General features: G+C 68.5%; 21 protein-coding genes. 8 read left to right on the top strand and 13 right to left on the bottom strand.

The window, feature by feature from the left end; translation table 11 throughout:
• Positions 1–349 precede the first annotated feature (349 nt).
• Positions 350–1,312 carry a 2-hydroxyacid dehydrogenase gene (locus JWP60_RS23495; RefSeq protein ID WP_299796921.1) on the bottom strand — a complete coding sequence of 321 codons (963 nt, stop codon included), beginning with the start codon at positions 1,310–1,312 and terminating at the stop codon, positions 350–352.
• Position 1,313: 1 nt separating this feature from the next.
• Complete coding sequence (locus tag JWP60_RS23500) at positions 1,314–2,270, bottom strand: tripartite tricarboxylate transporter substrate binding protein (RefSeq protein WP_299796923.1); 957 nt, start codon at positions 2,268–2,270, stop codon at positions 1,314–1,316.
• A gap of 95 nt (positions 2,271–2,365) precedes the next feature.
• Between JWP60_RS23500 and JWP60_RS23505 the strand changes: the two genes are divergently transcribed.
• The 4 genes from JWP60_RS23505 to JWP60_RS23520 all read left to right on the top strand — a co-directional run bounded on the left by JWP60_RS23505 (position 2,366) and on the right by JWP60_RS23520 (position 6,038).
• Positions 2,366–3,664, top strand: coding sequence for a lytic murein transglycosylase (locus JWP60_RS23505; RefSeq protein WP_299796926.1), 1,299 nt, complete (start codon positions 2,366–2,368; stop codon positions 3,662–3,664).
• 140 nt (positions 3,665–3,804) lie between these two features.
• The gene (locus tag JWP60_RS23510) at positions 3,805–4,437 is read left to right on the top strand and encodes a hypothetical protein (RefSeq protein WP_299796929.1); all 633 of its coding nucleotides are present in this window, start codon (positions 3,805–3,807) and stop codon (positions 4,435–4,437) included.
• Positions 4,438–4,568: 131 nt separating this feature from the next.
• Positions 4,569–5,609: an NUDIX domain-containing protein gene (locus JWP60_RS23515; RefSeq protein ID WP_299796932.1), complete on the top strand. Its 1,041-nt coding sequence runs from the start codon at positions 4,569–4,571 to the stop codon at positions 5,607–5,609.
• 252 nt (positions 5,610–5,861) lie between these two features.
• A complete protein-coding gene (locus JWP60_RS23520) occupies positions 5,862–6,038 on the top strand; it encodes a hypothetical protein (protein WP_299796934.1) in 177 nt (58 codons plus the stop codon).
• A 114-nt stretch (positions 6,039–6,152) separates the two neighbouring features.
• Here the strand turns inward: JWP60_RS23520 and garD are convergent, their stop codons facing one another.
• From garD to kdgD, 6 genes are all read right to left on the bottom strand, one after another.
• On the bottom strand, positions 6,153–7,709 hold the full coding sequence (garD, locus tag JWP60_RS23525; protein ID WP_299796937.1) for a galactarate dehydratase: 1,557 nt from the start codon (positions 7,707–7,709) through the stop codon (positions 6,153–6,155).
• Positions 7,710–7,711: 2 nt separating this feature from the next.
• A complete protein-coding gene (locus tag JWP60_RS23530; protein ID WP_299796940.1) occupies positions 7,712–8,677 on the bottom strand; it encodes a tripartite tricarboxylate transporter substrate binding protein in 966 nt (321 codons plus the stop codon).
• Between the two features lie 50 nt (positions 8,678–8,727).
• Positions 8,728–10,167 carry an aldehyde dehydrogenase family protein gene (locus tag JWP60_RS23535; protein ID WP_299796942.1) on the bottom strand — a complete coding sequence of 480 codons (1,440 nt, stop codon included), beginning with the start codon at positions 10,165–10,167 and terminating at the stop codon, positions 8,728–8,730.
• A 145-nt stretch (positions 10,168–10,312) separates the two neighbouring features.
• Positions 10,313–11,638, bottom strand: coding sequence for a glucarate dehydratase (gene gudD / locus JWP60_RS23540; RefSeq protein ID WP_299796945.1), 1,326 nt, complete (start codon positions 11,636–11,638; stop codon positions 10,313–10,315).
• Positions 11,638–12,597, bottom strand: a complete 960-nt coding sequence (locus JWP60_RS23545; protein WP_299797235.1) for a tripartite tricarboxylate transporter substrate binding protein — start codon at positions 12,595–12,597, stop codon at positions 11,638–11,640. The genes gudD and JWP60_RS23545 overlap by 1 nt, the downstream gene beginning before the upstream one ends.
• Before the next feature lie 32 nt (positions 12,598–12,629).
• A complete protein-coding gene (gene kdgD / locus JWP60_RS23550) occupies positions 12,630–13,541 on the bottom strand; it encodes a 5-dehydro-4-deoxyglucarate dehydratase (protein ID WP_299797237.1) in 912 nt (303 codons plus the stop codon).
• 271 nt (positions 13,542–13,812) lie between these two features.
• Here kdgD and JWP60_RS23555 point away from each other — a divergent pair, with 271 nt between their 5' ends.
• A complete protein-coding gene (locus JWP60_RS23555) occupies positions 13,813–14,349 on the top strand; it encodes a tripartite tricarboxylate transporter substrate-binding protein (RefSeq protein WP_299796948.1) in 537 nt (178 codons plus the stop codon).
• Positions 14,350–14,374: 25 nt separating this feature from the next.
• Here the strand turns inward: JWP60_RS23555 and JWP60_RS23560 are convergent, their stop codons facing one another.
• Both JWP60_RS23560 and JWP60_RS23565 read right to left on the bottom strand, forming a co-directional pair.
• A complete protein-coding gene (locus JWP60_RS23560) occupies positions 14,375–14,560 on the bottom strand; it encodes a hypothetical protein (RefSeq protein ID WP_299796951.1) in 186 nt (61 codons plus the stop codon).
• Between the two features lie 107 nt (positions 14,561–14,667).
• Positions 14,668–15,786: a PAS domain-containing sensor histidine kinase gene (locus tag JWP60_RS23565; protein WP_299796954.1), complete on the bottom strand. Its 1,119-nt coding sequence runs from the start codon at positions 15,784–15,786 to the stop codon at positions 14,668–14,670.
• A gap of 118 nt (positions 15,787–15,904) precedes the next feature.
• On the opposite strand from JWP60_RS23565, the gene JWP60_RS23570 reads away from it, so the two are divergent.
• The 3 genes from JWP60_RS23570 (at position 15,905) to JWP60_RS23580 (ending at position 19,856) form a co-directional block, all read left to right on the top strand.
• Entirely contained in the window at positions 15,905–16,675 is a 771-nt protein-coding gene (locus JWP60_RS23570; protein ID WP_299796957.1) for a hypothetical protein, read from the top strand.
• A gap of 16 nt (positions 16,676–16,691) precedes the next feature.
• Complete coding sequence (locus JWP60_RS23575; RefSeq protein ID WP_299796960.1) at positions 16,692–18,038, top strand: pitrilysin family protein; 1,347 nt, start codon at positions 16,692–16,694, stop codon at positions 18,036–18,038.
• Between the two features lie 282 nt (positions 18,039–18,320).
• On the top strand, positions 18,321–19,856 hold the full coding sequence (locus JWP60_RS23580) for a tetratricopeptide repeat protein (RefSeq protein ID WP_299796963.1): 1,536 nt from the start codon (positions 18,321–18,323) through the stop codon (positions 19,854–19,856).
• 17 nt (positions 19,857–19,873) lie between these two features.
• Here JWP60_RS23580 and JWP60_RS23585 read toward each other — a convergent pair whose 3' ends face one another.
• From JWP60_RS23585 to JWP60_RS23595, 3 genes are all read right to left on the bottom strand, one after another.
• Complete coding sequence (locus tag JWP60_RS23585; RefSeq protein ID WP_299796966.1) at positions 19,874–20,209, bottom strand: H-NS histone family protein; 336 nt, start codon at positions 20,207–20,209, stop codon at positions 19,874–19,876.
• Between the two features lie 130 nt (positions 20,210–20,339).
• Positions 20,340–20,546 (bottom strand): hypothetical protein, encoded by a 207-nt coding sequence (locus JWP60_RS23590; protein WP_299796969.1) that lies wholly within the window; start codon positions 20,544–20,546, stop codon positions 20,340–20,342.
• A gap of 164 nt (positions 20,547–20,710) precedes the next feature.
• Positions 20,711–22,321, bottom strand: coding sequence for a rhodanese-like domain-containing protein (locus JWP60_RS23595; RefSeq protein WP_299796971.1), 1,611 nt, complete (start codon positions 22,319–22,321; stop codon positions 20,711–20,713).
• Positions 22,322–22,345 lie beyond the last annotated feature (24 nt).

A 22,345-nucleotide genomic window follows, 5' to 3' on the forward strand; every position in this document is an offset into this window, starting at 1 on the left:
ATAAAGGGGTGGCGCCTGCGCTGGCCGGTCTTGCGGCCCAGCGCTCCTACGAGAGCGCGCAGCGCGTATCGAGGAGCGCGTACGTCTCTGATTCGCGAAGCTGGTCGAGTTCGCAGTTGGGCCGCAGGCCAAGCTGCAGACGAGTTCTTCGCGTGGGCCGCAAGACCGGCCAGCGCAGGTTTGCCCGAGCGCGTTCACGCGATCGGGACGCCACCCCGCGGGCCCGCACCGCACAGTGTCTTGCGCGACCGCCCTGCTGCTTAACAGCGGAAGTGGCGCAAGCGCCAAGCAGCAATGCTGCGGGATTCCGGACAGCAGTGGGTCACGCCCGGGATGACATCCAGGACGATCAGGCGGTCGGCGCGGCGCTCGGGAGCGGCTTGCCCGCGAAGAACGCCGCCAGGTTGTCCACCACCCGTTGCGCCATCGCCTCGCGCGTCTGCACCGTGGCGCTCGCGATGTGCGGCACCACGATGACGTTGTCCAGCGTGAACAACTCGGGCGGCACATGCGGCTCGCGTTCGAACACGTCCAGTGCCGCGCCACCGATGCGCTTTTCCTGCAGCGCGCGCACCAGCGCCGCTTCGTCGACCACAGTGCCGCGGGCGACGTTGACGAGGAAGCCCTTGGGGCCCAGCGCATCCAGCACTTCGGCGTTCACCAGGTGGCGCGTCTCGGCGCCGCCGGCGGTGATCACCACCAGGAAGTCGGCCCAGCGCGCGAGTTCCAGCAGCTGGGGCTCATGGTCCCAGGCGACGGCTTCCACCGGCCGGCGGCTGTGATAGCGCACGTGCATGTCGAAGCCGCTGGCGCGCCTGGCGATCGTGCGGCCGATGCGGCCGAGGCCGACGATGCCCAGCTTGGCGCCGCTCACCTGCCGCCCCAGCGGGAAGGGCGTTGCGGGCTTGGCTGCCCAGCGGCCGGCACGGACGAAGCGATCGCCCTCCGAAATGCGGCGGCCGATCGCCAGCAGCAGGGCGAAGGCGAGGTCGGCGACGCAGTCGTTCAGCACGTCGGGCGTGTAGCCCACCGGGATGCCGCGGCGGCTGGCCGCTGCCACGTCGATCTGGTCGAGGCCGACGCCGAAACTCGAGATCACGCGCAGCTTCGGCAAGCCAGCGATCAAGGCGGCGTTGGCGCCGCCGGCCGCGGAGGTGACCAGGCCATCGAACTCGCTGCCGCGTGCGGCGAGGAAGGCGTCGCGCTCGGCGCCGGCGGACGGCAGGCGATGCACCGTGTAGTTCTCGGCGAGTTGCCGCTCGAGCGTGGGCAGCAGGGACAGGGATTGCAGCAGGACGGGACGTGGGTTCATGTCAGTTCACGGTGATCTTGTGTTCGCGGATGATCTGGGCGTAGCGCTTCCTGTCATTGTCGATCAAGGTGGAAAACTGGGCCGGCGTGCCGGCGGCGGGCACGGCCCCGAGCTGCACCAGCTTGTCCTTCACGTCGTCGCGCCCCACCACCTCTCGCACGTCGGCGGAGATCTTCTCGACCAGGTCCCTGGGCGTGCCGGCCGGTGCCAGCAGGCCGATCCAGGAGATGCTGTTGAATCCGGGCAGGCCGGACTCCGCCAGCGTCGGCACGTTGGGTAGCGCGCTCACGCGCTTGTCGCTGGTCACCGCCAGCGCGCGCAGCTTGCCGGCCTTGATCTGGCCGCTGGCCTCGAGCACCGTCATGAAGGACAGCTGCACATGGCCCGCCAGCAGGTCGGCGATCGCCGGCCCGCCGCCGCGATAGGGCACGTGCAGGATGAAGCTGCCGGTGGCGTCCTTGAACATCTCCGCGGCCAGGTGCGGGCCACCGCCGGCGCCCGAGCTGCTGTACGTCAGCTGGCCCGGCTGCGCCTTTGCCAGTGCCACGAACTCGCGCACGTTCCTGGCCGGCACGGCCGGATTGACCATCATCGCCAGCGGCAGTTCGGCCACCAGGCCCACCGGCGCGAAGGCCTTGTCCGCGTCGTAGTTCATCTTCGGGTACAGCGACGGATTGATCGACTGCGTGCCGATGTTCCCCATGAGGAGCGTGTAGCCGTCCGGTCTGGCCTTGGCGACGAAATCGGCGCCGATCAGGCCGGCCGCGCCGCCGCGGTTGTCGACCAGCACCGGGTGGCCCCATTTGCGCGCGAGTTGCTCGGCCAGGATGCGGGTGCCGGTGTCGGTGCCGCCTCCGGGCGGGAAGGGCACGACGATGGTGACTGCATGGCTGGGCCAGGACTGGGCGGAGGCGGCGGTGGCCAGCGTGGCCAGCAGCAGGGGCAGCAACTTCTTCATCAGGTTTTGTCTCCTCGAAAGGCCGACAGTGTAAGGAGGCGACGGTTACAGCGAGCCCCGCCAGCGCGGGGTGCTTCCTATACTGGACCGAAGCCATGGCCCACTCCTCTTCCTTCCGCGTTCGTGCCGGCCTCGCCGCGCTCGGCCTCCTGGCCGTCGCCGCTGCGCAGGCGGCTTCCCTCAACGAACCGATGGCGCCCGAGGAGTTCTCCGCCTGCGTGCAGCAGCTGGCCGGGCAGACCGACCTGGCCGGCCGGCCGCTCGCGCGCGCCGACTTCGAGCGCATTGCCGGCACCGCGCAATACGACGACCGCGTGCGGCAGTCGCTGCTGGTCACCACGACCGAGCCGACCTTCTGGTGGGACGAGCTTGCCGCAACGACCGATGAGGATCGCGTCGAGGCCGGCCGCGCCGTGCTGGCGCGCAGCGCGCCCACGCTGGACCGCATCGAGGCGCAGTTCGGCGTGCCGCGCGAGATCGTCATCGCGATCTACGGGATCGAGACCAACTTCGGCCCGGCGCAGGGGAAGATCCCGGTGCTGAATGCGGCGCTCAGCCTGGCCTGCCTGCGGCCCTGCCCGGAGACCGCCACCGCGCGCGGCTCCTGCAGCGCGCGCGAACGCGCCTTTGCGGCGGTGCGCGTGGTGCGCGACAAACGCGTGCCCACCGAAGGCTGGCAAGGCTCCTGGGCGGGCGCCTTCGGCCGCACGCAGTTCGAGCCGGACAGCTTCGAGCAGCTGGCCGTGGACTTCGACGGCGACGGCATTCCCGACATCATCCATTCCGAGCCCGACGCCTGGGCCACCGCGGCCAACCACCTCAAGCAGCGCGGCGGCTGGACCATGGGCGCGCCGGTCTATATCGAGGTGGCCATTCCGCCCGAACAGCGCGCCGAGTTCGCCGCGACCGGCAAGTCGATCCGGCTGAGCGATCGCGCCAAGCCTCTGTCGCAATGGAACGCGGCGGGCTGGCGCGCCCTCGCTGGCGACGGCACGAGCCAGCCGCTGCAGGTGGCGGGCGACCCGGAGGCCTATCCTTTCCTGCCGGTGGGACTGCCCGGACCGGCCTTCCTCGTCACGCGCAACTTCGACACCCTCCTGCGCTACAACCGCTCGGAGCGCTACGTGATGGAGGTCGCGTTGCTGGCGCGCAAGATGGCGGGCGGCCACGACTTCGTCACGCCCTGGCCCACGGACGACCCCGGCCTCACGCGCGCGCAGGTGCACGAACTGCAGGCGTGGCTGGTGCAGAAGGGCTATACCGAGATCGTGCCCGATGGCGTGATGGGCCGCAGGACGCGCGACGCCATCGAAAAGGAACGCGCGGCCAAGGGCCTGCCGCCGGGGCGCCGCGTCGGACAGCGCACGGTGCGCCTGCTGATGCAGCCGTCCTGAGCCGCGCATAGCCCATAGGGGTTACGCAGAACTCCAGTGCCGCATAGGGAAGTGGCTCCTTGTCCATCTCGTCGGTCGCAGCAACAATTGGAAACAACGCGGTAGAGCCGAGTGCCGCATCAGACGAGACTAGGAAACCAATGACGAATCCCCGTGCGGACGTTGGGCCCGCGACGATGGAAGCCCTGTCCGAGCGCCTGCTGCGGCACGCCGACGTGAACGTGTGGCGCGCGATCTTCCTGGACGCAGCCCAGGCCAATGTGCGCTTCGAGGCCATGCGCTACACCGTGCTGGCCAGCGATTCGCCGCTGGGGACGATCAGCGCCGAAGAGAAGACACTGCTGGCCGACCGCCTCGGCGCCGAAGAGCAGCCGACGACCACGTCCGATCTGCTGCTGTCCTTCCGCAGCCCGACGGCCGCCGTGCGCGCCGCCCTGGTGCTGCAGCGCCTGTCGGCCGGGCGCAGTGTTCGCACCGCCGTGACCAGCGTGGCGGGAACGGTTGCCGTCGTCGAGATCGACGGCGTGGTGCGCCGCATCCTGGTCGGGCCCGAGATCGAGCGCGCCGAACTCGCGGTGGCCGAGTCCGTGCCCGGCACGATCTACGTCTGCGGCGAGACCTACAACGCGCTGGGCGACACGATCGCCGAGCACGTGCGCGGCGGCCTGGTGATGACCGAGCTCGACGAGGAGACGGTCACCTGCGCGTCGATCACGCTGCCGCCGCACGCCTCCGCCGAGGCCAGCACCTTCGCCGGCCTGGGCCGCTTCTAGTTGTTGATCGGTGCGATCAGGCCCGGCAGAGCCGGATCCTGATCGCAAGGGAGACTGCGCTGCATGTTATTCCGCGCAGTCTTCGCTTGGCCTGGATCCCCTGTGCGCCAAGCACAGGGACAATCCGCCAAATGACGCAGCCCACCTTCGAATGGGCGGCCTGCATAGGCCGCTTCCAGCTGTTCCACAACGCGCAGCTCGCGCTGCTGCGCGAGGCGCTGCGGCTGGCACCACGCTGCGCCGTACTGGTGGGCTCGGCCTGGCAGGCGCGGTCGCCGCGCAATCCCTTCACTTTTGCCGAGCGCGTCGAGCAGATCCGGCTCGCGCTGAGCGAGGAAGAGCGCGGCCGCGTGGACTTCCTGCCGGTGCGCGACGTCTACGACGAGCAGCGTTGGGTGGCAGCCGTGCAAGCCGCCATGGCCAGGCTTGCCGGGCCGCGTGCCCGCGTCGTGCTGGTGGGCCATCACAAGGACCCCACCAGCGATTACCTCGATGCCTTTCCCGGCTGGACGATGCACGACCTGGGCCGCCAGGGCGAAGTGCATGGCAAGGCATTGCGCGCCGTGCTGTATTCGGGCGAGTCGGTCGAGAGCGCGCTGGCGGCGCTGGCCTCGCAGGTGCCGCCCAGCACGGTCGACTTCCTGCGCGCGTGGGCGCAACTGCCCTTCCTGCAGCGACTGCGTTCGGAATGGGCGGAGCTGGCGCTGGAGCACGACAAGTGGGCAGGCTCGCCTTATCCGCCGGTGTTCGTGACGGTGGATGCCGTGGTGAAGATCGGCGACCGTGTGCTGCTGATCCGTCGCGGCCGCGCGCCGGGCAAGGGCCTGCTGGCGATGCCGGGCGGCTTCATCGAGCAGCGCGAAACGGCCTGGCAATCGGCGCTGCGCGAGCTGGAGGAGGAGACCGGTTTTGCGCTGCTGCCGCAGGAGATGGAGCATGCGCTGCAGGCCACGCGGGTGTTCGACCACCCCGACCGCAGCCAGCGCGGCCGCGTGATCACGCATGCCTTCTTCTTCGATCTGGGCGACCGGCTACGCCCGGAGATCGCGGGCAGCGACGACGCGGCGCAAGCGCTCTGGGCGCCCATCGTCGACTTGCCGTCGCTCGAACAGGAGTTCCACGACGATCACTTCCATATTCTCGATTCCTTCCTCCGCGTGACGAAGGAATGAGCACTGTTCTGGGCGGAGAACTTTGAACGCAGAAGTCGCAGAAGAAAATCCATTTGGATTGGTCTTCTGACTTTTTCGGCGTCTTCTGCGCAGCTTCTGCGTCTTCTGCGTTCAAGAATGTCACGCCACCTCCGCACTCATCATTGCCCTGAACGGGTATGCAGGCCACGGCTGACGCTGAGCTCAGGTCGGCGACTACGCCCGCAGGGTGAGTGCCGCCCAACGATGGCGCGACCCATCCAAGGAGCGCACATGCCCACCGAGAAGCAACGAGGCCAGGAAGCGGAGAACGACGGAACGATGCACGAAGACGAGCCGATTCCCAGCGCCTCCGACGACAAGGTGCTGGACGAGACGGTACGCCTGGCACGGGAGGGCGGCAAGGAACTGCAGTCCGATCCGAAGGAGCCTAAGTCGGGGTCGAACTGAGGCAAGCCTTTCGGATGTCATTGCGGGCTTGACCCGCAATCCACGCGGCGCTGATGCACAAACCGCCGTGGATCCCGGGTCATGCCCGGGATGACATGCACAACATCTTGCGCGTCAAGTCACCGGCGCCGGGTTGAACAGCACCAGCTGGTTGTGCAGCTTCCATTGTTCGGCCCAGGTCTTCTTGCGCCCGCTCGCCACGTCGAGCATCAGGCGGAACATCTCCCAGCCCACTTCCTCGATCGTCGCCTTGCCTTCCGCGATGGTCCCGGCGTTGATGTCCATCAGGTCATGCCAGCGGCGGGCAAGATCGCTGCGCGTCGCCACCTTGATCACCGGCACTTCGGCCAGGCCATAGGGCGTGCCGCGGCCCGTCGTGAAGACGTGCAGGTTCATCCCGGCCGCGAGTTGCAGCGTGCCGCAGATGAAGTCGCTGGCCGGCGTCGCTGCGTAATAGAGCCCCTTGCCCCTGATCTTCTCGCCCGGCGCAATCACGCCATCGATGCGCGAAGTGCCTGACTTCACGATCGAGCCCATCGCCTTCTCGACGATGTTCGACAGGCCACCCTTCTTGTTGCCGGGCGTGGTGTTGGCACTGCGGTCGACGCTGCCGCGCTGCAGGTAGGCGTCGTACCAGGCCATCTCGCGCACGATCGCTTCGGCCACTTGCGGCGTCGCTGCGCGCGCCGTGAGTTGCGCCACGCCATCGCGCACTTCGGTGGTCTCCGAGAACATCACGGTCGCGCCGGCGCGCACCAGCAGGTCCGTGCAGAAGCCCACCGCCGGATTGGCCGTGACACCGGAGAAGGCATCGCTGCCGCCGCATTGCACGCCCACCACCAGTTCGCTGGCGGGCACGGTCTCGCGGCGCCGCCGGTCCAGGCGCCGCAGGTGCACTTCGGCCTGTCGGATGATCGACTCCACCATGGACATGAAGCCGACATGCTCCTCGTCCTGCAGGCAGACGACGTCCAGCGGCTCGGGCTCGCCACGCTGGTCGACGATGGCGATGCTGCCCGGAGGTAGCAGGCGCTCCGGTTGCAGCTTCTCGCAGCCCAGGCTCACCACCATCACCTCGCCGCCGAAGTTCGGGTTCAGGCTGATGTGGCGCAGCGTGCGGATCGGGATCACCGCATCGGGCGCGTCGATGGCCACGCCGCAGCCGTAGCCATGCTCCAGGGCCACCACACCGTCGACGTTCGGGTACTTCGGCAGCAGCTCGGAGCGGATGCGATCGATGGCAAAGCGCGTCACGCCGGCCACGCACTGCACGCTCTGCGTGATGGCCAGGATGTTGCGCGTGCCCACCGACCCGTCCGCGTTGCGGTAGCCCTCGAAGCTGTAGCCTGCCAGTGGCGTGCCGTCGACGGGCACCGCGGTGGCGAACGGCAGGTCATCGAGGCTGCGCGCCGCCGGCATGCGCAGCAGGCGCTCGTGCACCCAGCTGCCCGCGGCGATGTCCTGCAGTGCGTAGCCGATGGTCACGTCGTAGCGGCGCACGGCGCTACCTTCCGGAATGTCGACCAGCGAAACCTTGTGGCCTTGCGGCACCTTCTCGCGCAGCACCAGGCCCGAAGGGAATTGCGTGCCGGCGGGCAGGCCACCGTCGTTGGCGACGATCGCGACGTTGTCCGCCGCGTGCATCGTGATGTAGAGCGGATCGCTGGCCATGGTCAGTCGGCGTGGATGTTCGCGGAGGCGACCACCTTGGCCCAGCGCTTGCGTTCCTTGTCGAAGAACTGGTCCTGCTGCACCGGGCTCATGGTGACGACCTCGGCGCCCTGGCCCGCGAGGCGCGCCCGCACGTCGGCGCCGCGGATCGCGCGCACCAGTTCCATGTTGAGTTTCTGCACGATCGCTTCCGGCGTGCCGCGCGGCGCCAGTACGCCCTGCCAGGTGCCGGTCTCGTAGCCCGGGACGCCCTGTTCCGCGATGGTGGGCACGTCGCCGATCAGGGGCATGCGCGTGCCCTTGGAGACGCCCAGCAGCTTGAGCTTGCCGCTCTGCACGTGCGGCAGCGTTGCCAGCATTCCGTTCATCATGAGCTCGCACTGGCCGGCCACCGTGTCCTGGATCGCCTGGCTGCCCCCCTTGTACGGCACGTACTGCCAGCGAGCGCCGGTGGCCTGCTGCAGCGCCACGCCGGCGAGGTGGTTCGCACCGCCGGTGCCGCTGGTCGCGAAGTTCAGTTCCTTCTGTTTCGACAGGGCCACCAGCTCCTTCAGGTTCTTCACGGGGACCGAGGGGTTCACCACCAGCAGGTGCGGCGAATAGGCCAGCATGGTCACGCCGCGCAGGTCCTTGGAGGGATCGAAGGACAGCTTGGTGTAGACGGAGGGCGAGATCGCCAGCGCGCCGACGTCGCACAGCAGCACCGTGTAGCCATCGGGCTGCGCCTTGGCGACGTAGTCGGCGCCCAGGTTGCCGTTGGCGCCGGACTTGTTGTCCACCAGCACGGGCTGCTTGAGCGCCTCGGCCAGTTGGTTGCCGATCATGCGGGCGATGATGTCCGAGGAGCCGCCGGGCGGGAAGGGCACGATGAGGCGGATCGGCTTGGACGGCCAGGCGTCCGCCGCAAAGGCGGGGGCGGCAAGGGCGGCGGCGGTGCCGGCGAGGATCTGGCGGCGGGTGAAGCTCATGGTTTGTCTCCTGCAGAAAGCGAAAAGCGCCCCGGGGGGCGCTGCCGATGTCAGGCCTGCGTGTAGGCCGTCTTGACGGTGGTGTAGAACTCCGCGGCATAGCGGCCCTGCTCGCGCGGGCCGTAGCTGGAGCCCTTGCGACCGCCGAAGGGCACGTGGTAGTCCACGCCCGCCGTCGGCAGGTTGACCATCACCATGCCGGCCTGCGAATGCCGCTTGAAGTGCGTGGCGTACTTCAGCGAGGTGGTGGCGATGCCGGCGGCCAGGCCGAACTCGGTGTCGTTGGACAGGGCCAGCGCCTCGTCGTAGTTCTTCGCGCGGATCACGCTCACCACCGGACCGAAGATCTCTTCGCGGTTGATGCGCATGGACTGCGTGGTGTCGGCGAACAGGGCGGGCTCGAGGTAGTAGCCGGGTGCGCCGTCGGCGTTGTGCGAGATCGCTTCGCCGCCCGCGACCAGGCGCGCGCCTTCGCGCTTGCCGATGGCGATGTATTCGAGATCTTGCGCGAGCTGCTTCTCGTCGACCACCGGGCCGACGTCGGTGCCGGCCTTGCGCGCGTCGTCGACCTTCAAGGTCTGGATGCGCCTGGCCATGGCATCGACGAAGCGGTCGTGGATGCCTTCGGTGACGATCAGGCGCGAGGACGCCGTGCAGCGCTGGCCGGTGGAGAAGAAGCCGCTGTTGATCGCGGCATTGACGGCGACGTCGAGGTCCGCGTCATCGAGCACGATCATCGGGTTCTTGCCGCCCATCTCGAGCTGGAACTTCGCCATGCGCGCGACGCAGGCCTGCGCGATGCGCTGGCCGGTGGCGACCGAGCCGGTGAAGCTGATCGCGTTGACGCGCTGGTCATCGAGCAGCACCTGCCCGACTTCCGAGCCGCGACCCATCACCAGGTTGAACACGCCGGCCGGCAGGCCCGCGCGGTGCAGGATGTCGGCGATGGCCCAGGCGCTGCCCGGCACCAGGTCGGCGGGCTTGAGCACGACGGTGTTGCCGTAGGCCAGGGCGGGCGCGATCTTCCACGCCGGAATCGCGATGGGGAAGTTCCAGGGCGTGATCAGGCCGACCACGCCGACCGGCTCGCGCGTCACTTCGACGCCGACGCCCGGGCGCACGGAAGGCACCACGTCGCCGCTGGTGCGCAGCGCTTCGCCGGCAAAGAACTTGAAGATGTTGCCGGCACGCGCGACTTCGCCGATCGCTTCGGGCAAGGTCTTGCCTTCTTCGCGCGCGAGCAGGTCGCCCAGTTCGTTGCGGCGCGCGAGGATCTCGCTGCCCGCGGCATCGAGGATGTCGAAGCGCTGCTGCGGCGTGGAAAGGCCCCAGGCGGATTGCGCCTTGACCGCTGCGCCGATGGCGGCGCGCGCCTGCTCGGCATCGGCCTGCGCGTACTCGCCGACCAGGTCGCGCGTGTCCGAGGGATTGATGTTGCGGGAGGCGCGGGGGCCGGAGACCCACTCGCCGTTGATGAGGTTCTTGAACATGCGGGGTTTCCGTTGGATGTCGATGGATGTCATCCCGGCCTCGAGCCGGGATCCAGGCGGCGCTTGCTCGAGCGCCGCCTGGATTGCGGGTCAAGCCCGCAACGACATGGTTGTCGGTTGCGGGCTCGGCCCGGCGTGAGATTGTCTATCGGACCAAACAAGGCTTCTTCGGATCGAACTTCCACCCCGGCACCAGGAACTGCATCGCCATCGCATCATCGCGCGCGCCCAGTCCATGCTGCTGATACAGGCGGTTGGCCTTTTCCAGTTCGGCTTCGTCGATCTCGATCCCGAGACCCGGCTGCTTGGGCACCTGCACGTAGCCGCCCACGATTTTCAGCGGATCCTTGGTCAGGCGCTGGCCGTCCTGCCAGATCCAGTGCGTGTCGATGGCCGTCACCTTGCCGGGGGCGGCGGCGCCCACGTGCGTGAACATCGCCAGCGAGATGTCGAAGTGGTTGTTGGAGTGCGAGCCCCAGGTCAGCCCCCAGTCGCGGCAGGTCTGCGCCACGCGCACCGAGCCGGCCATCGTCCAGAAGTGCGGATCCGCCAACGGGATGTCCACGGACTGCAGCGCCAGCGAATGCGCCATCTGGCGCCAGTCGGTGGCCACCATGTTGGTCGCGGTGGGCAAGCCGGTGGCGCGACGGAATTCCGCCATCACCTCGCGGCCGGAGAAGCCTTCCTCGGCGCCGCACGGGTCTTCGGCATAAGCGACCACGCCGCGCATCTTGTGGCCGAGACGGATCGCGTCCTTGAGCAACCAGGCGCCATTCGGGTCGAGCGTGACGCGGGCTTGCGGGAAGCGCTCGTGCAGGGCGGTCACCGCTTCGACTTCCGCATCGCCCGCGAGCACGCCGCCCTTCAACTTGAAGTCCTGGAAGCCGTAGCGCTGCTGCGCCGCTTCGGCCAGGCGCACGACGGCCTCGGGCGTCAGCGCTTCTTCATGGCGCAGGCGTAGCCAGTCGTCCTGGGCTTGCGGTTCGCTCGCGTACGGCAGCTTGGTCTTCTTGCGATCGCCCACGTAGAACAGGTAGCCGAGCATCTGCACCGCATCGCGCTGCTGGCCTTCACCCAGCAGTGCCGCGACCGGCACGCCCAGGTGCTGGCCCTGCAGGTCGAGCAGTGCGGATTCGACGGCGGTCACGGCATGGACGGTGGTGCGCAGGTCGAAGGTCTGGTTGCCGCGGCCGCCGCTATCGCGATCGGCAAACCGGGTCCGCATCGCGTTCAGGATCGCCTGCAGGTTGCCGACGGTCTGGCCTTCCACCAGGGGACGCGCGTCCTCCAGCGTCTGGCGGATCCTCTCGCCACCCGGCACTTCGCCCAGCCCGGTGTGGCCAGCGTTGTCCGTGACGATGACGATGTTGCGCGTGAAAAAGGGCGCATGCGCGCCCGAGAGGTTCAGCAGCATCCCGTCCCGGCCGGCGACCGGGACCACACGCATGCTCTTGACGACGGGAGCGGTCATCAGTCCGCCGAGATCTTGCGCGTCTCGATCAGGCGCTTCCAGCGCTCGTACTCCGAGGCCTGGTACTTCGCGAAGTGATCGGGCGAGTCGCCGACGATCTCGAAGCCCAGGGCAAGCAGCTTGTCCTTGACGTCCGGCTCGTTCAGCGCGGCCACGATCGCGTCATGCAACTTCGCCTTCACGTCCGCCGGGATGCCCCTGGGCGCGGCCACCGCCTGCCAAGACTCGACCTCGGCGCCCTTGATGCCCTGTTCGGCCAGGGTCGGCACGTCGGGCAGCAGCGGCGAGCGCTTGTCGGAGGAGATGGCCAGCGCGCGGACCTTGCCGCCCTTGATCTGCGGCAGGATGCTGTTGATGTTGACGAAGGCCGCGTTCACCTGGCCACCCAGCAGGTCGGTGATCGCGGGGCCGCCGCCCTTGTACGGAACGTGCAGGCCCTCGGTGTGCGTCTGCTGCCAGAACAGTTCAGCCGAGAGGTGGTCCGAAGAGCCCGCGCCCGAGGACGCAAAGCTCACCTTTCCGGGGTCCTTCTTCAGGTGGGCGAGCAGGTCGGCCACCGTCTTGTCGGGCGAGTTCACGGGCACGCACAGCACGTTGGGCGCCTGCACCAGGATCGTGATCGGATCGAAGTCCTTCAGCGCGTTGTACTGCACGCTCTTGAGGAGGTGCGGCGTGATCACGAACGGCCCGAGCGAGGAGATGAACAGCGTGTAGCCATCGGCCGGCGCGCGCTTGACGAAGGCCGCCCCGATCGTGCCGGTGGCGCCTGCCCGGTTGTCGATGATGAAGCTCTGGTGGAACTTCTCGTTCAGCTTCTGCGCCACCACGCGCGCGATCGCGTCCGTCGAGCCGCCCGGCGGGAAGGGCACGACGATGGTGACGGTCTTGTCCGGATAGGCCGCAAAGGCGTTCACGGTGGCGGCGGCCGCGAGGGCCAGGCCGATCAGGGTCTTCTTGATCATCATGTCTCTGCTTTTTGCTTGCTGCTTCTTCACTGCGGGCCCAGCTTGCGGATCAGGGCCGCGAGTTCTTCCACTTCCTGCGGCTTCAGGTCCGACAGGGGCGGGCGCACCGGGCCGGCGCTCTTGCCGACGATGGTGGCGCCGGCCTTGACGATCGACACGGCATAGCCTTCGCCCTTGGCGCGGATGGCCAGGTAGGGCAGGAAGAATTCGTCGATCAGGCGGCCGGTGGTGGCCGTGTCGCCCGCCCAGTAGGCGTTGTAGAACTCCATCGCGGTGCGCGGAATGAAGTTGAAGATCGCCGACGAATAGGTGGGCACGCCGAGCGCCTTGTAGGCGTTGGCATAGACCTCGTGCGTCGGCATGCCGCCGATGTAGACCAGCCGGTCGCCCAGCTTCTGGCGGATAGCCACGACGCGCTCGATGTCGCCGGTGCCGTCCTTGAAGCCGATCAGGTTGGAGCAGCGCTCGGCCAACCGGGCCAGCGATTCGGCGGTGAGGCGCGTGGCGCCGCGGTTGTAGACGATCACGCCGATCTTCACGCTCTTGCACACGGCCTCGATGTGCAGCACCAGGCCTTCCTGGGTCGCTTCGGTGAGGTAGTGCGGCAGCAGCAGCACGCCCTGGGCGCCGTTGCGCTCGGCTTCCTGCGCGTACTTGATGGCCAGGGTCGTGCCGCCGCCGGCGCCGCCGACGATCGGCACGCGGCCCTTGCAGGTCTCGGCTGCGGTCTTGATGACCGCCGCGTATTCCTGCGGCTCCAGCGAGAAGAATTCGCCCGTGCCGCCAGCGGCGAACAGCACCGTCGCGCCATAAGGCATCAGCCACTCGAGGCGGCCGGCATACCCCTTGGGCTCGAAGCGCAGTTCGCTGTCGAAGTCGGTCAGGGGAAAGGACAGCAAGCCGGTGGACAGGGCCTTCTTCAATTCATTGGGCGACATGGTGCTTCCGTTCAAGAGATAGGACATCGTACAACCAGTGACGGAGGTCTGCCAACGATGTCCGATGGATCGCGAGGGGCTTTAGCGGACTTCCGCGAGGCCGGCGGCACTAGCGGGTTTTGGCAGGTGCAAGTGAAGTCGGAGCGAACCGCGTCGCGCCCCTGCAGCCCGGGCGCCAGGAATGGTCAGGGGTAAACCCCTCTTCCGGCGACACGATCGCTATGGCAATACTTGTATGACAACTGATAAGAGACGACGCACTCGCCGTCTCATGGTCGCAGGTCATCGCGGACCTGAGCTGCCATCCAATTCAAAGAGCAGGAGACAAGAACCCCTCGGGCGTGTTCTCGAGCAGCTCACCGGCGGCAAGATGACCCACGTGCCTTACAAGAGCAGTGCCGAATCGCTGAACGCGTTGCTGTCGGGACAAGGCGCGGACATCATCTTCGAGAACCTCGCGCCGGCCCTGCCGCAGATCAAGGCAGGCAAGCTGCGCGCGCTGGGTGTCACCTCGGAACAGCGCGCCTCGTCGCTGCCCGACGTGCCCGCCATCGCGGAAGTGCTGCCCGGTTTCTCGATCGTTTCGTGGCAGGCGATCTTCGCCCCCGCCGGCCTGCCCAAGCCCATCGTCGACCGGCTGGCCGGCGAGTTCATCAAGGCGGTGCAGGACCCCGCCCTGCGCGCCCAGCTGCTTGCCCAGGGCGTCGAGCCCGGTGGCATGACGCCGGCCGAGCTCTCGGCGTTTCAGAAGTCCGAGGTGGAGAAGTGGGCCCGCGTGATCAAGGCGGGCAACATCAAGATGGATTGAGCGCCGAGCGGCCCGTGAACCGGACCTAAGTCGCGTGCTCCGTGCGCTGCGCCGGCGCTGCGCTGCGCGCGGTCGGCGTGGCCGCGGGGCCCTGCGTATGCCGGGTCACGCGGCGCAATTCATCCGCCAGGATCTGCTTGCGCAGCTCGACTGGCAGGGTTTCGTCGGTCCACTTCGGGTTCGGCTGTTCGCTGAAGAAGGAAACACGCATGAGAAACCCCTTGAGTTGCATACGAAACCATACAGTTGCAACTGCGGGGATTTGTCCGTCGCGACACCCATTCGCTGTCAGCGGCGGCTGACAGGGAGCAGCGGGAGCTAGCGGGCTGGCAGGCGAAAGGAAAACTCCGAGCCCTTGCCGGCGCCCGAGCTCTTGGCCTGGACGGAACCGCCATGCAGCTCTACCAGCTGCTGCACCAGCGCCAGTCCCATGCCGATGCCGCCCTCGCGCATGCTCTCACCCTCCTCGGCCTGCGTGAACAGCTCGAAGATCCGCGGCAGCATGGCGGGCGGAATGCCGATGCCCGTGTCCTGGATCCGGCAGACGATCTCGGCGCCTTCCTGGATGGCCCTGACCCAGACCGTCCCGCCCGCTGGCGTGTACTTGATCGCGTTGTTCAGCAGGTTGACCACCACCTGCTGCAGGCGTGCCACGTCGGCGTCGACCATCAGCGCGCTCGGGGGCAGCACGGCCTCGAGCTGCAGCCCTTTTTCGCCGGCCAGCTCCTGCATGCCGGCGACGGTTTCCTCGAGCAGGGTGCGCAGGTCGATGCGCTCCGGGTCCAGCTTGACCTTGCCGAGCTCGAGCCGGTTCACGTCCATCAGGTCGTCGGCCAGCCGCTTGAGCACGCCGATCTGCGTCGACAGCTGCTGCAGCGTGCGGGTGACCCGCGGGTCCTGCACCAGCCGCTCGAGGATCACCGAGATGTTGTTCAGCACGGACAGCGGATTGCGGATCTCGTGGCCCAGCGTGCGCAGGAAGCTGCGGGTCTGCTCGCGCGCCTGGCCCAGCTGCGAAACCTCGTTTTCGAAGCGCTCGGTATGTGCGCGCTGGTCCGTCATGTCGCGCAGCACCTTGACGAAGCCCACGACGCGCGACGCCTCGCGTACGGCCGACACGCTGCCCGTCGCCCAGATACGCGTGCCGTCCTTGCGGACGTGCCAGCGCGAGTCCTCCGAGAAACTGTCGTCGGCGGCCACCTTCAGCTCGTAATCGGGGTAGCCCCTGGCCCGATCCTCCTCGGTGAAGATGAGCGCAATGTGCCGGCCCACGGTCTCCTGGGGCAGGTAGCCCAGGGTGGTTGGGGCGGCGCCCAGCCACTCGGTGACGATGCCGCTCGGATCCAGCACGATCACCGCGAGGTCGCGCGACTGCTGCAGCCACAGGGCGAGCGTACGGGAAACGGGCGGGAGCCTGCCGGGGTCGCTATCGCGCATCCAGCTATCGTACACAGGCTGCGTCACGGAAAAGGTGCCGGCCGCGGCCCGCGTGCCCGGGTGCCCGGGTGCCCTGGCAGAGTAGAGTGCCGGGCGCAGCCCCGTTTTCCCCGTATCCATGAACAGACTTCAAGCCGAATGGCGCCGCCTCTACCTGCCGGCCGCGGCAGCCAGCGAGGCCGCCGGTGCCGAGCCAACCGCGCCGGCCCTGGCCGGTGGCCGCACGCGCGCCCTCGTGCTGGCATTGGCCGCCCCGGGCGCCTGGGACGGCGTGCGCGCTGTGTGGCAGGGCGTGCAGGCGGATCTGCAACTGCCCGCGCCGGCGATCGCGGTTGCCGGCAGCGCGGGCTATCAACTGTGGTTCTCGCTGGCCGAAGCAGTGCCGGCGGACCAGGCGCTTGCCTTCCTCGCGGCCCTGCGCAGTCGCTACCTCGGCGCTGCGCGCCCCGAGCGCATCGCCACCTTTCCCGCCGATGCGGCCGCGCCGGCTGGGGGCGCGCCCAGGCTGCCGCCCCACGAGATCGGGCCCGGCCGCTGGTCCGCCTTCGTCGCCACCGATCTCGCCGCCCTGTTCAACGAGGAGCCCTGGCTCGACCTGCCGCCGAGTGCCGAGGCGCAGGCCGACCTGCTGTCCCGCGTGCAGTCGACGGCTCTGGCCGACTGGCAGCGTGCGCGCGAGCGGCTCGCCGCTGCTGTGGTTGCCGAAGCTGCGCCTGCCGCTGCCATCGCGGTGGCAAGCGCCGATCCCGCCGCCGCACCGGGCGCCCAGCATGAAGACGCGCGCCGCTTCCTGCTCGGGATCATGAACGACCCGGCCGTAGCCCTGAACTTGCGCATCGAAGCCGCCAAGGCCCTGTTGCCCTGCCATGCAGGCCCGCGTGCCTGCTGAAACCGGAAAGCCTCACTTGTCCCTGCACGCCCAGACCCACCCCGCCCAAGATTCCTCCGCCGGCCACGGTCCCGTGCTGCGCACGCTGGCCAACGGCGTGCGGCTGCTGGCCATCCCCGTCCCCCACGTGCAAAGCGCCAGCGTCGGCGTGTTCCTGCGCGTCGGCTCCCGCAATGAAACGGCCGCCAGCAACGGCATCAGCCATGTGCTGGAGCACATGGCCTTCAAGGGCACGGCCAGCCGGTCGGTGCAGGCCATCAACCTCGATGCCGAGCGACTGGGCGCCGACGTCAACGCGTACACCAGCAAGGACACCACCGGCTACTTCATGACCGGCCTCGGCCGGCATGCCGACCGCTTCCTCGAGATGACGGCGGACATCGTCCTGAACAGCACGTTTCCGCAGGTGGAGCTCCAGCGCGAACTCGACGTGATCCGGCAGGAGGCGATCGAGTACGCCGAAGATCCCGAGGAGAGCTCCAGCGAGCTGCTGGACCGCGCCGCCTGGGGCGAGCACCCCATGGGCATGCCGGTGATCGGCACCGTGGAGAACATCGACGCTTTCAAGCGCGACGACCTGGTCGCGCACGTGAACGCGCATTACGTGGCGGAGAACACGGTGGTCGCCGCGGCGGGGCACTTCGACGTGGAGGCTTTCCTGGCGCAGGGCGAGCGGCTGTTTGCCGGGATGCGCGCGGCGGGTGCGGATACGGGCAGCGCGCCCGTGCTGGCGCCGCGCTACATCGGCAGTGCGCTGGGCCAGCGCTTCGCCCAGGTCTCGCAGGTGTTCGTGAATCTCGGGTACCCGGTGCTGCCGCCGGCCGGCGAGCAGATGCCGCAGCTGCGCTGGCGGCTGGCCGCCTCGCTGGCGACCATCCTGTTCGGGGGCGGCATGTCGTCGCCGCTGACCGACACCATCCGCGAGCGCATGGGCCTGGCGTATACGGCGCAATCCACCTCGGACAGCGGCGATGCCTGGTTCAACTTCATCGTCCATGCCGTCACCACGCCCGACAAGCTGCAGCAGTTGCTGGCCGCCACCGGCGACCTGCTGCGCGCGCACACCCAGCAGATCGCTCCCGTGCACCTGGAGCGCGCGAAGAACCAGCTCGCCGTCTCGCGCGTGCGCTCTTCCGAGCGCGCTTACGCGACGATGGAGCGCGCGGTCGAGGAGCTGTTCGTGCGCGGCACGGTGACGTCGACCGACGAGACGATCGCGATCATCGAATCGATCACGGCGGACGAAGTGCGCGCGGTCTTCGAGCGGATGCTGCACCATTCACCGGCCCTGTCCATCACCGGCAAGGGAGCCAGCACGCGCGCGGCGCGGCAACTCGTTGCGGCACTCGCGGCCTCTGCCTGACGAGCCCGCGTCAACAACACGGGCATTGCCGATCGAGAGGGCAAAAGACCGCAACGTGCCGGTGATAGTTGGCACTGACAAGACCAAGGTGCCGCCTCGCAGGTCCACCTACGTGCTGCCCTTGTAAGCGATTGCGCCCAAGCGAGCGAAGGGCGCCGCGCCGGGGTTAACCTAGGCTCTGCATCGAAGCAACGTATTCAGCTCCTCAGGCTTGTCTCTACGCGATGCTTCCGGCCCGCCCAGTGCGGGCCGTTTTTTTTGTGCGGGCAAAATGCCAGCCGCATGACCTCGAACATCGAACAACTCAAACGCCTCTTTCGCGAGGGGCGGCACGCCGATGCGATCGCTGCCTGCGAGGCCTGGTGCCAGCGGGAGCCGGCCAACCGCGAAGCGAGGCGGCTGTGCGCCACGATGCATATCCTCACCGGCCAGCATGCGCGGGCGCTCGAACTGCTGCGCGCACTGCGCGACCCGGCGCGGGAAGACGCCGAGCTGCTGTTCAACATCGGTAATTGCGAGAAGGCGCTGCAGGAGTTCGAGGCCGCGGCGACCACCTTCACGTGCTACACGCAAGCCTTTCCGGAAGACCCCGCCGGCTGGGCCAATCTCGCGGAATGCAACTTCGCGCTGGACCGCTTCGATGAAGGGCTGCGGCTCGCGCGATTGGCCCTCGAGCGCGAGCCCACGCTGGCCACCGAGCTGGCTGCCTCGCGCGTCGCCCGGGGCGACCAGCTGCAGGAGGCCGGCCAGCTCTCAGCGGCCGCGGATCACTACGGCGCGGCACTGGCGATGGTGCCCGGCGACGCGGCCACCTTGAAGAAGGCGACGCTGTGCCTGCTGCAAGCGAACCGTGGCCAGGAAGGCATCGCGCTGTGTCGCGAGATCCTGCTCAGCGATCCCGACAACCTCACGGCGCGGCTCGGGGCGGAATGGCTGCTCAGTCGGCTGGTGCCGCTGTGGCACATCCCGATGATGAACGAGCAGGAGCGCAACCAGGCCTTTCACGACGCGTTGCAGGCCGCGATCACGCCTGCAACGACGGTGCTCGAGATCGGCACCGGCTCCGGGCTGCTCGCCATGATGGCGGCGCGGCTGGGCGCGCGCCAGGTCGTCACCTGCGAGGCCGTCCCGTTGATTGCGCAGACGGCACGCACCATCGTCGCGCGCAACGGCCTGGCGGATCGCGTCACGGTGCTGGCCAAGCCGTCGGCTGCGGTGCAGGTCGGCACCGACTTGCCCGCCAAGGCCGACCTGCTGGTGCACGAAATCTTCTCCAGCGAACTGCTCGGCGAGCACGTGCTGCCCGCCATCGAGGATGCCAAGGCGCGCCTGCTGCGCGCCGGGGGGCAGATCCTGCCGGCGGCGGCCAGCATCATGATTGCACTCGTCGGCGGAGACGAACTGGCGCGCCATGTGCACGTGGACGCATCCTTCGGCTTCGATTTGCGCGATTTCAATGCCATCCACCCGCGCAAGCGACCCTTGTACCGCGAAGACCTGGCGCCATTGCTGCTGAGCGATGCGGTCGAGGCTTTCCGCTTCGATTTCATGAAGCGCTCGCATTTCCCCGCCGAAAGAAAGCGCATCGAAATGCGCGCGACGCAAGCAGGCCAGTGCCACGGCGTGATCCAGTGGATACGCATAGAGCTGGGCCATGGCATCGTCTTCGAGAACCATCCGGCGCGCCGGCGTGCGGTTTCGAATTGGCAACACACCATCTACGGATTCGAGGAACCGTTGGCGCTTGCCGAGGGTGCCGTGGTGGCGCTCAAGGCCTGGCATGACCGCGCCCGGCCGTGGTTCGACCGGGCGCAATGAGGTTGCCGGCCCTGATCTCAGCCTTTGGCGAAGTCGGTCAGCTGGGCGCCGTTGGCCAGCGCGTCCTTGAGCCAGCGCGGCCGCGGGCCGCGGCCGCCCCAGGTATTGCCCTTGCCGTCGGTATAGGCCACGCCCTCGGCGCGCCTTTGCGGTCCCCGGCGGCCGCCCGGCCCACCGCGCCCCGAGCGCATGCCGCGGCCGGAGGCCAGGCCGAGGTCTTCGGCGCTGATTTCATACACCGCAATGGCTTCCTTCATCCGCTCGATGACGCCATCCCGCTCGTGCGATTTCAGCGCTTCGGCTTCCTTCTGCAGGGCTTCGATCTGTTTCTGGAGTTCAATGTAAGTGGCCATGTGCTTTGCGAGAGTTGCGAAGCGCATTACAGCACAGGGTGTCCATTGAAAACAGCCGTGCAATGTCAAGGGCAACGCAATCGCCCCGGGAATTGAGGCAATTGGCAATGTTGCGGGTGCAATGCGGCGATCAGCCTGCGCGCAGCATTTCCATTGCGCGTTCGTAGAGCGCGTCGGCGAGGACCTGGGCGGCAATGAAGCGGTCGCGCTGGCGTTCGAGTTCCTCCAGCGGGCAGGCCTGGGCGGCGACTTGTCCGGCGAGTTCGAACAGCCGGCTCTCCTCCTGGAGGTACCGTCCATGGGCGCTTACCCAATCCTTCAAGGTCGCTGCGGCCACATGCTCTCCCGAAACGCCGGCCGTCGCGCGGCCGTGAACACTGAAACAACTGCAACGACAGTGTCACGAGAGTCGCGGGCCGCCGCCAGCCCGCATGGTGCCGACCGTGCATGAACCAAGGTGCCGCGCGCCGACCGGCGCGCGGCGCAGCTTGCAGCCGTGCCTCAGGCAGGGTGGCGCAGCACGCGGAACCGGTGGGTGCCGTCGCGCGCCAGTTGTTCGACCAGCCCGTACTCCCAATCGAGATAGGCCTGCATCGCCCGCTGCGCGTTCTCCGTGCCCTCGTAAGGGCGCCGGTAGCGATCGATGCGGGGGCTGGCCAGCCGCTCTTCACCGCTGGCAGCGGGCCGCCCCTGCGCGAACCAGGCCGCCGTTCCACCCGCCAGCACGGCGACCGGCGCCGGTGCGTGGCCGGCCAGGTCGTGCGCGGCGAGCTGGGCGAGCTGTTCGTCGGCAGCCGTGAGCACGATCGAACGCGGCGCCGGCGCGGTGCGCGCGATCTGCGCGAGGGCCTGTGGCAATTGCGAACGCAGCGCCCACCACGCACCGGGGATGTGGCGCTGCACGTAAGCGGCGCTGGCGCTCACATCGAGCAACCAGGCTGCGCCGGTGGCGAGCCCCGCGGCCAGTTCTTCGGGCTGCACGCCGGGCGCCGGCGGCAGGGCCACGCGCGGCGGCCAGGGCGTGCGGTCCTTGCAGCGCTCTGGAGAGAGGCCTTCGATCCAGGCGACGTCCCATCCCATCTGCGCGAGCCAGTGGGCGGTCATCGGCGCGCGCACCTCGTCGCCGCCATCGGCCACCACGATGCGGGCGCCGCGCACCGGAGCGAACACGTCGGTCTCCTGCACCAGCTGTCCGCCCTGCGCGCTGCCGAAACCGGGGAGGTGTCCGGCCGCGTACTCCTGGGGCGTGCGCACGTCGTAGCGGTACTCGGTGCGCCCGGCCGGCGCCGGCGTGGCGAGTGCCTCGACCGGGAGGCACCGGGCGCCGGCGCGTTCCGCCAGTGCGCGCGCGGCGTGCCGCGCCGCTTCGCGTGACGCCGCGCTTGCCTCGCCGAAGCGCCGCGACTGTCCGTGTTCCAGCTCCAGGCCCGCGAGCGTCCAGCCGATCGTGCCATTGCGCAGTGCCGACACGGGATTGGGAATGCCGGCGTTCATCAGCGACTGCGCGCCGATGATGCTGCGCGTGCGGCCGGCGCAATTGACGATCACGCGCGTCGCGGGATCCGGCGCGAGGTCGCGCACGCGCAGCGCCAGCTCCGCGCCCGGCACGCTGATGCCGCCGGGGATGTTCATGGTCTGGTATTCCTCGAGGCGGCGCGCATCGAGCACGACGATGTCCGCGCCGCGATCGAGCAGCGCCTTCACCTCGTCGGCCGACAGCGAAGGCGTGTGCACCTCGTGCTCGACCAACTCGCCGAAGGCCTTGCTCGGCACGTTGACGTCCTGGAACACTTCGCCGCCGCTGGCGCGCCAACCCGGCAAGCCCCCTGCGAGCAGCGTGATTTGCGGATAGCCCAGGGCCTGCAGCCGCCGGGCCGCGATCTCTGCGAGGCCTTCACCGTCATCGCAGACGACGATCGAGACATCGCGCCGCGGCAGGCGCCAGGGCGCATCGAGTTCGAGGCGCGCCAGCGAAAGCTGCGCCGCGAACAAGGGATGCGCGCGCGAAAAGGGATCTTCCTCGCGCACGTCCAGCAAGGCGATTTCCGCGCCGCTGCGCAGGGCGGCGCGGACTGTTTCGCTGGAGGTGGTGGGCGGGGGCTCGGTGGGCATGCGCGCGATTGTGGCCAAGGCGGC

The organism is Ramlibacter sp. (assembly GCF_028291745.1).
Lineage (GTDB): Bacteria > Pseudomonadota > Gammaproteobacteria > Burkholderiales > Burkholderiaceae_C > Ramlibacter.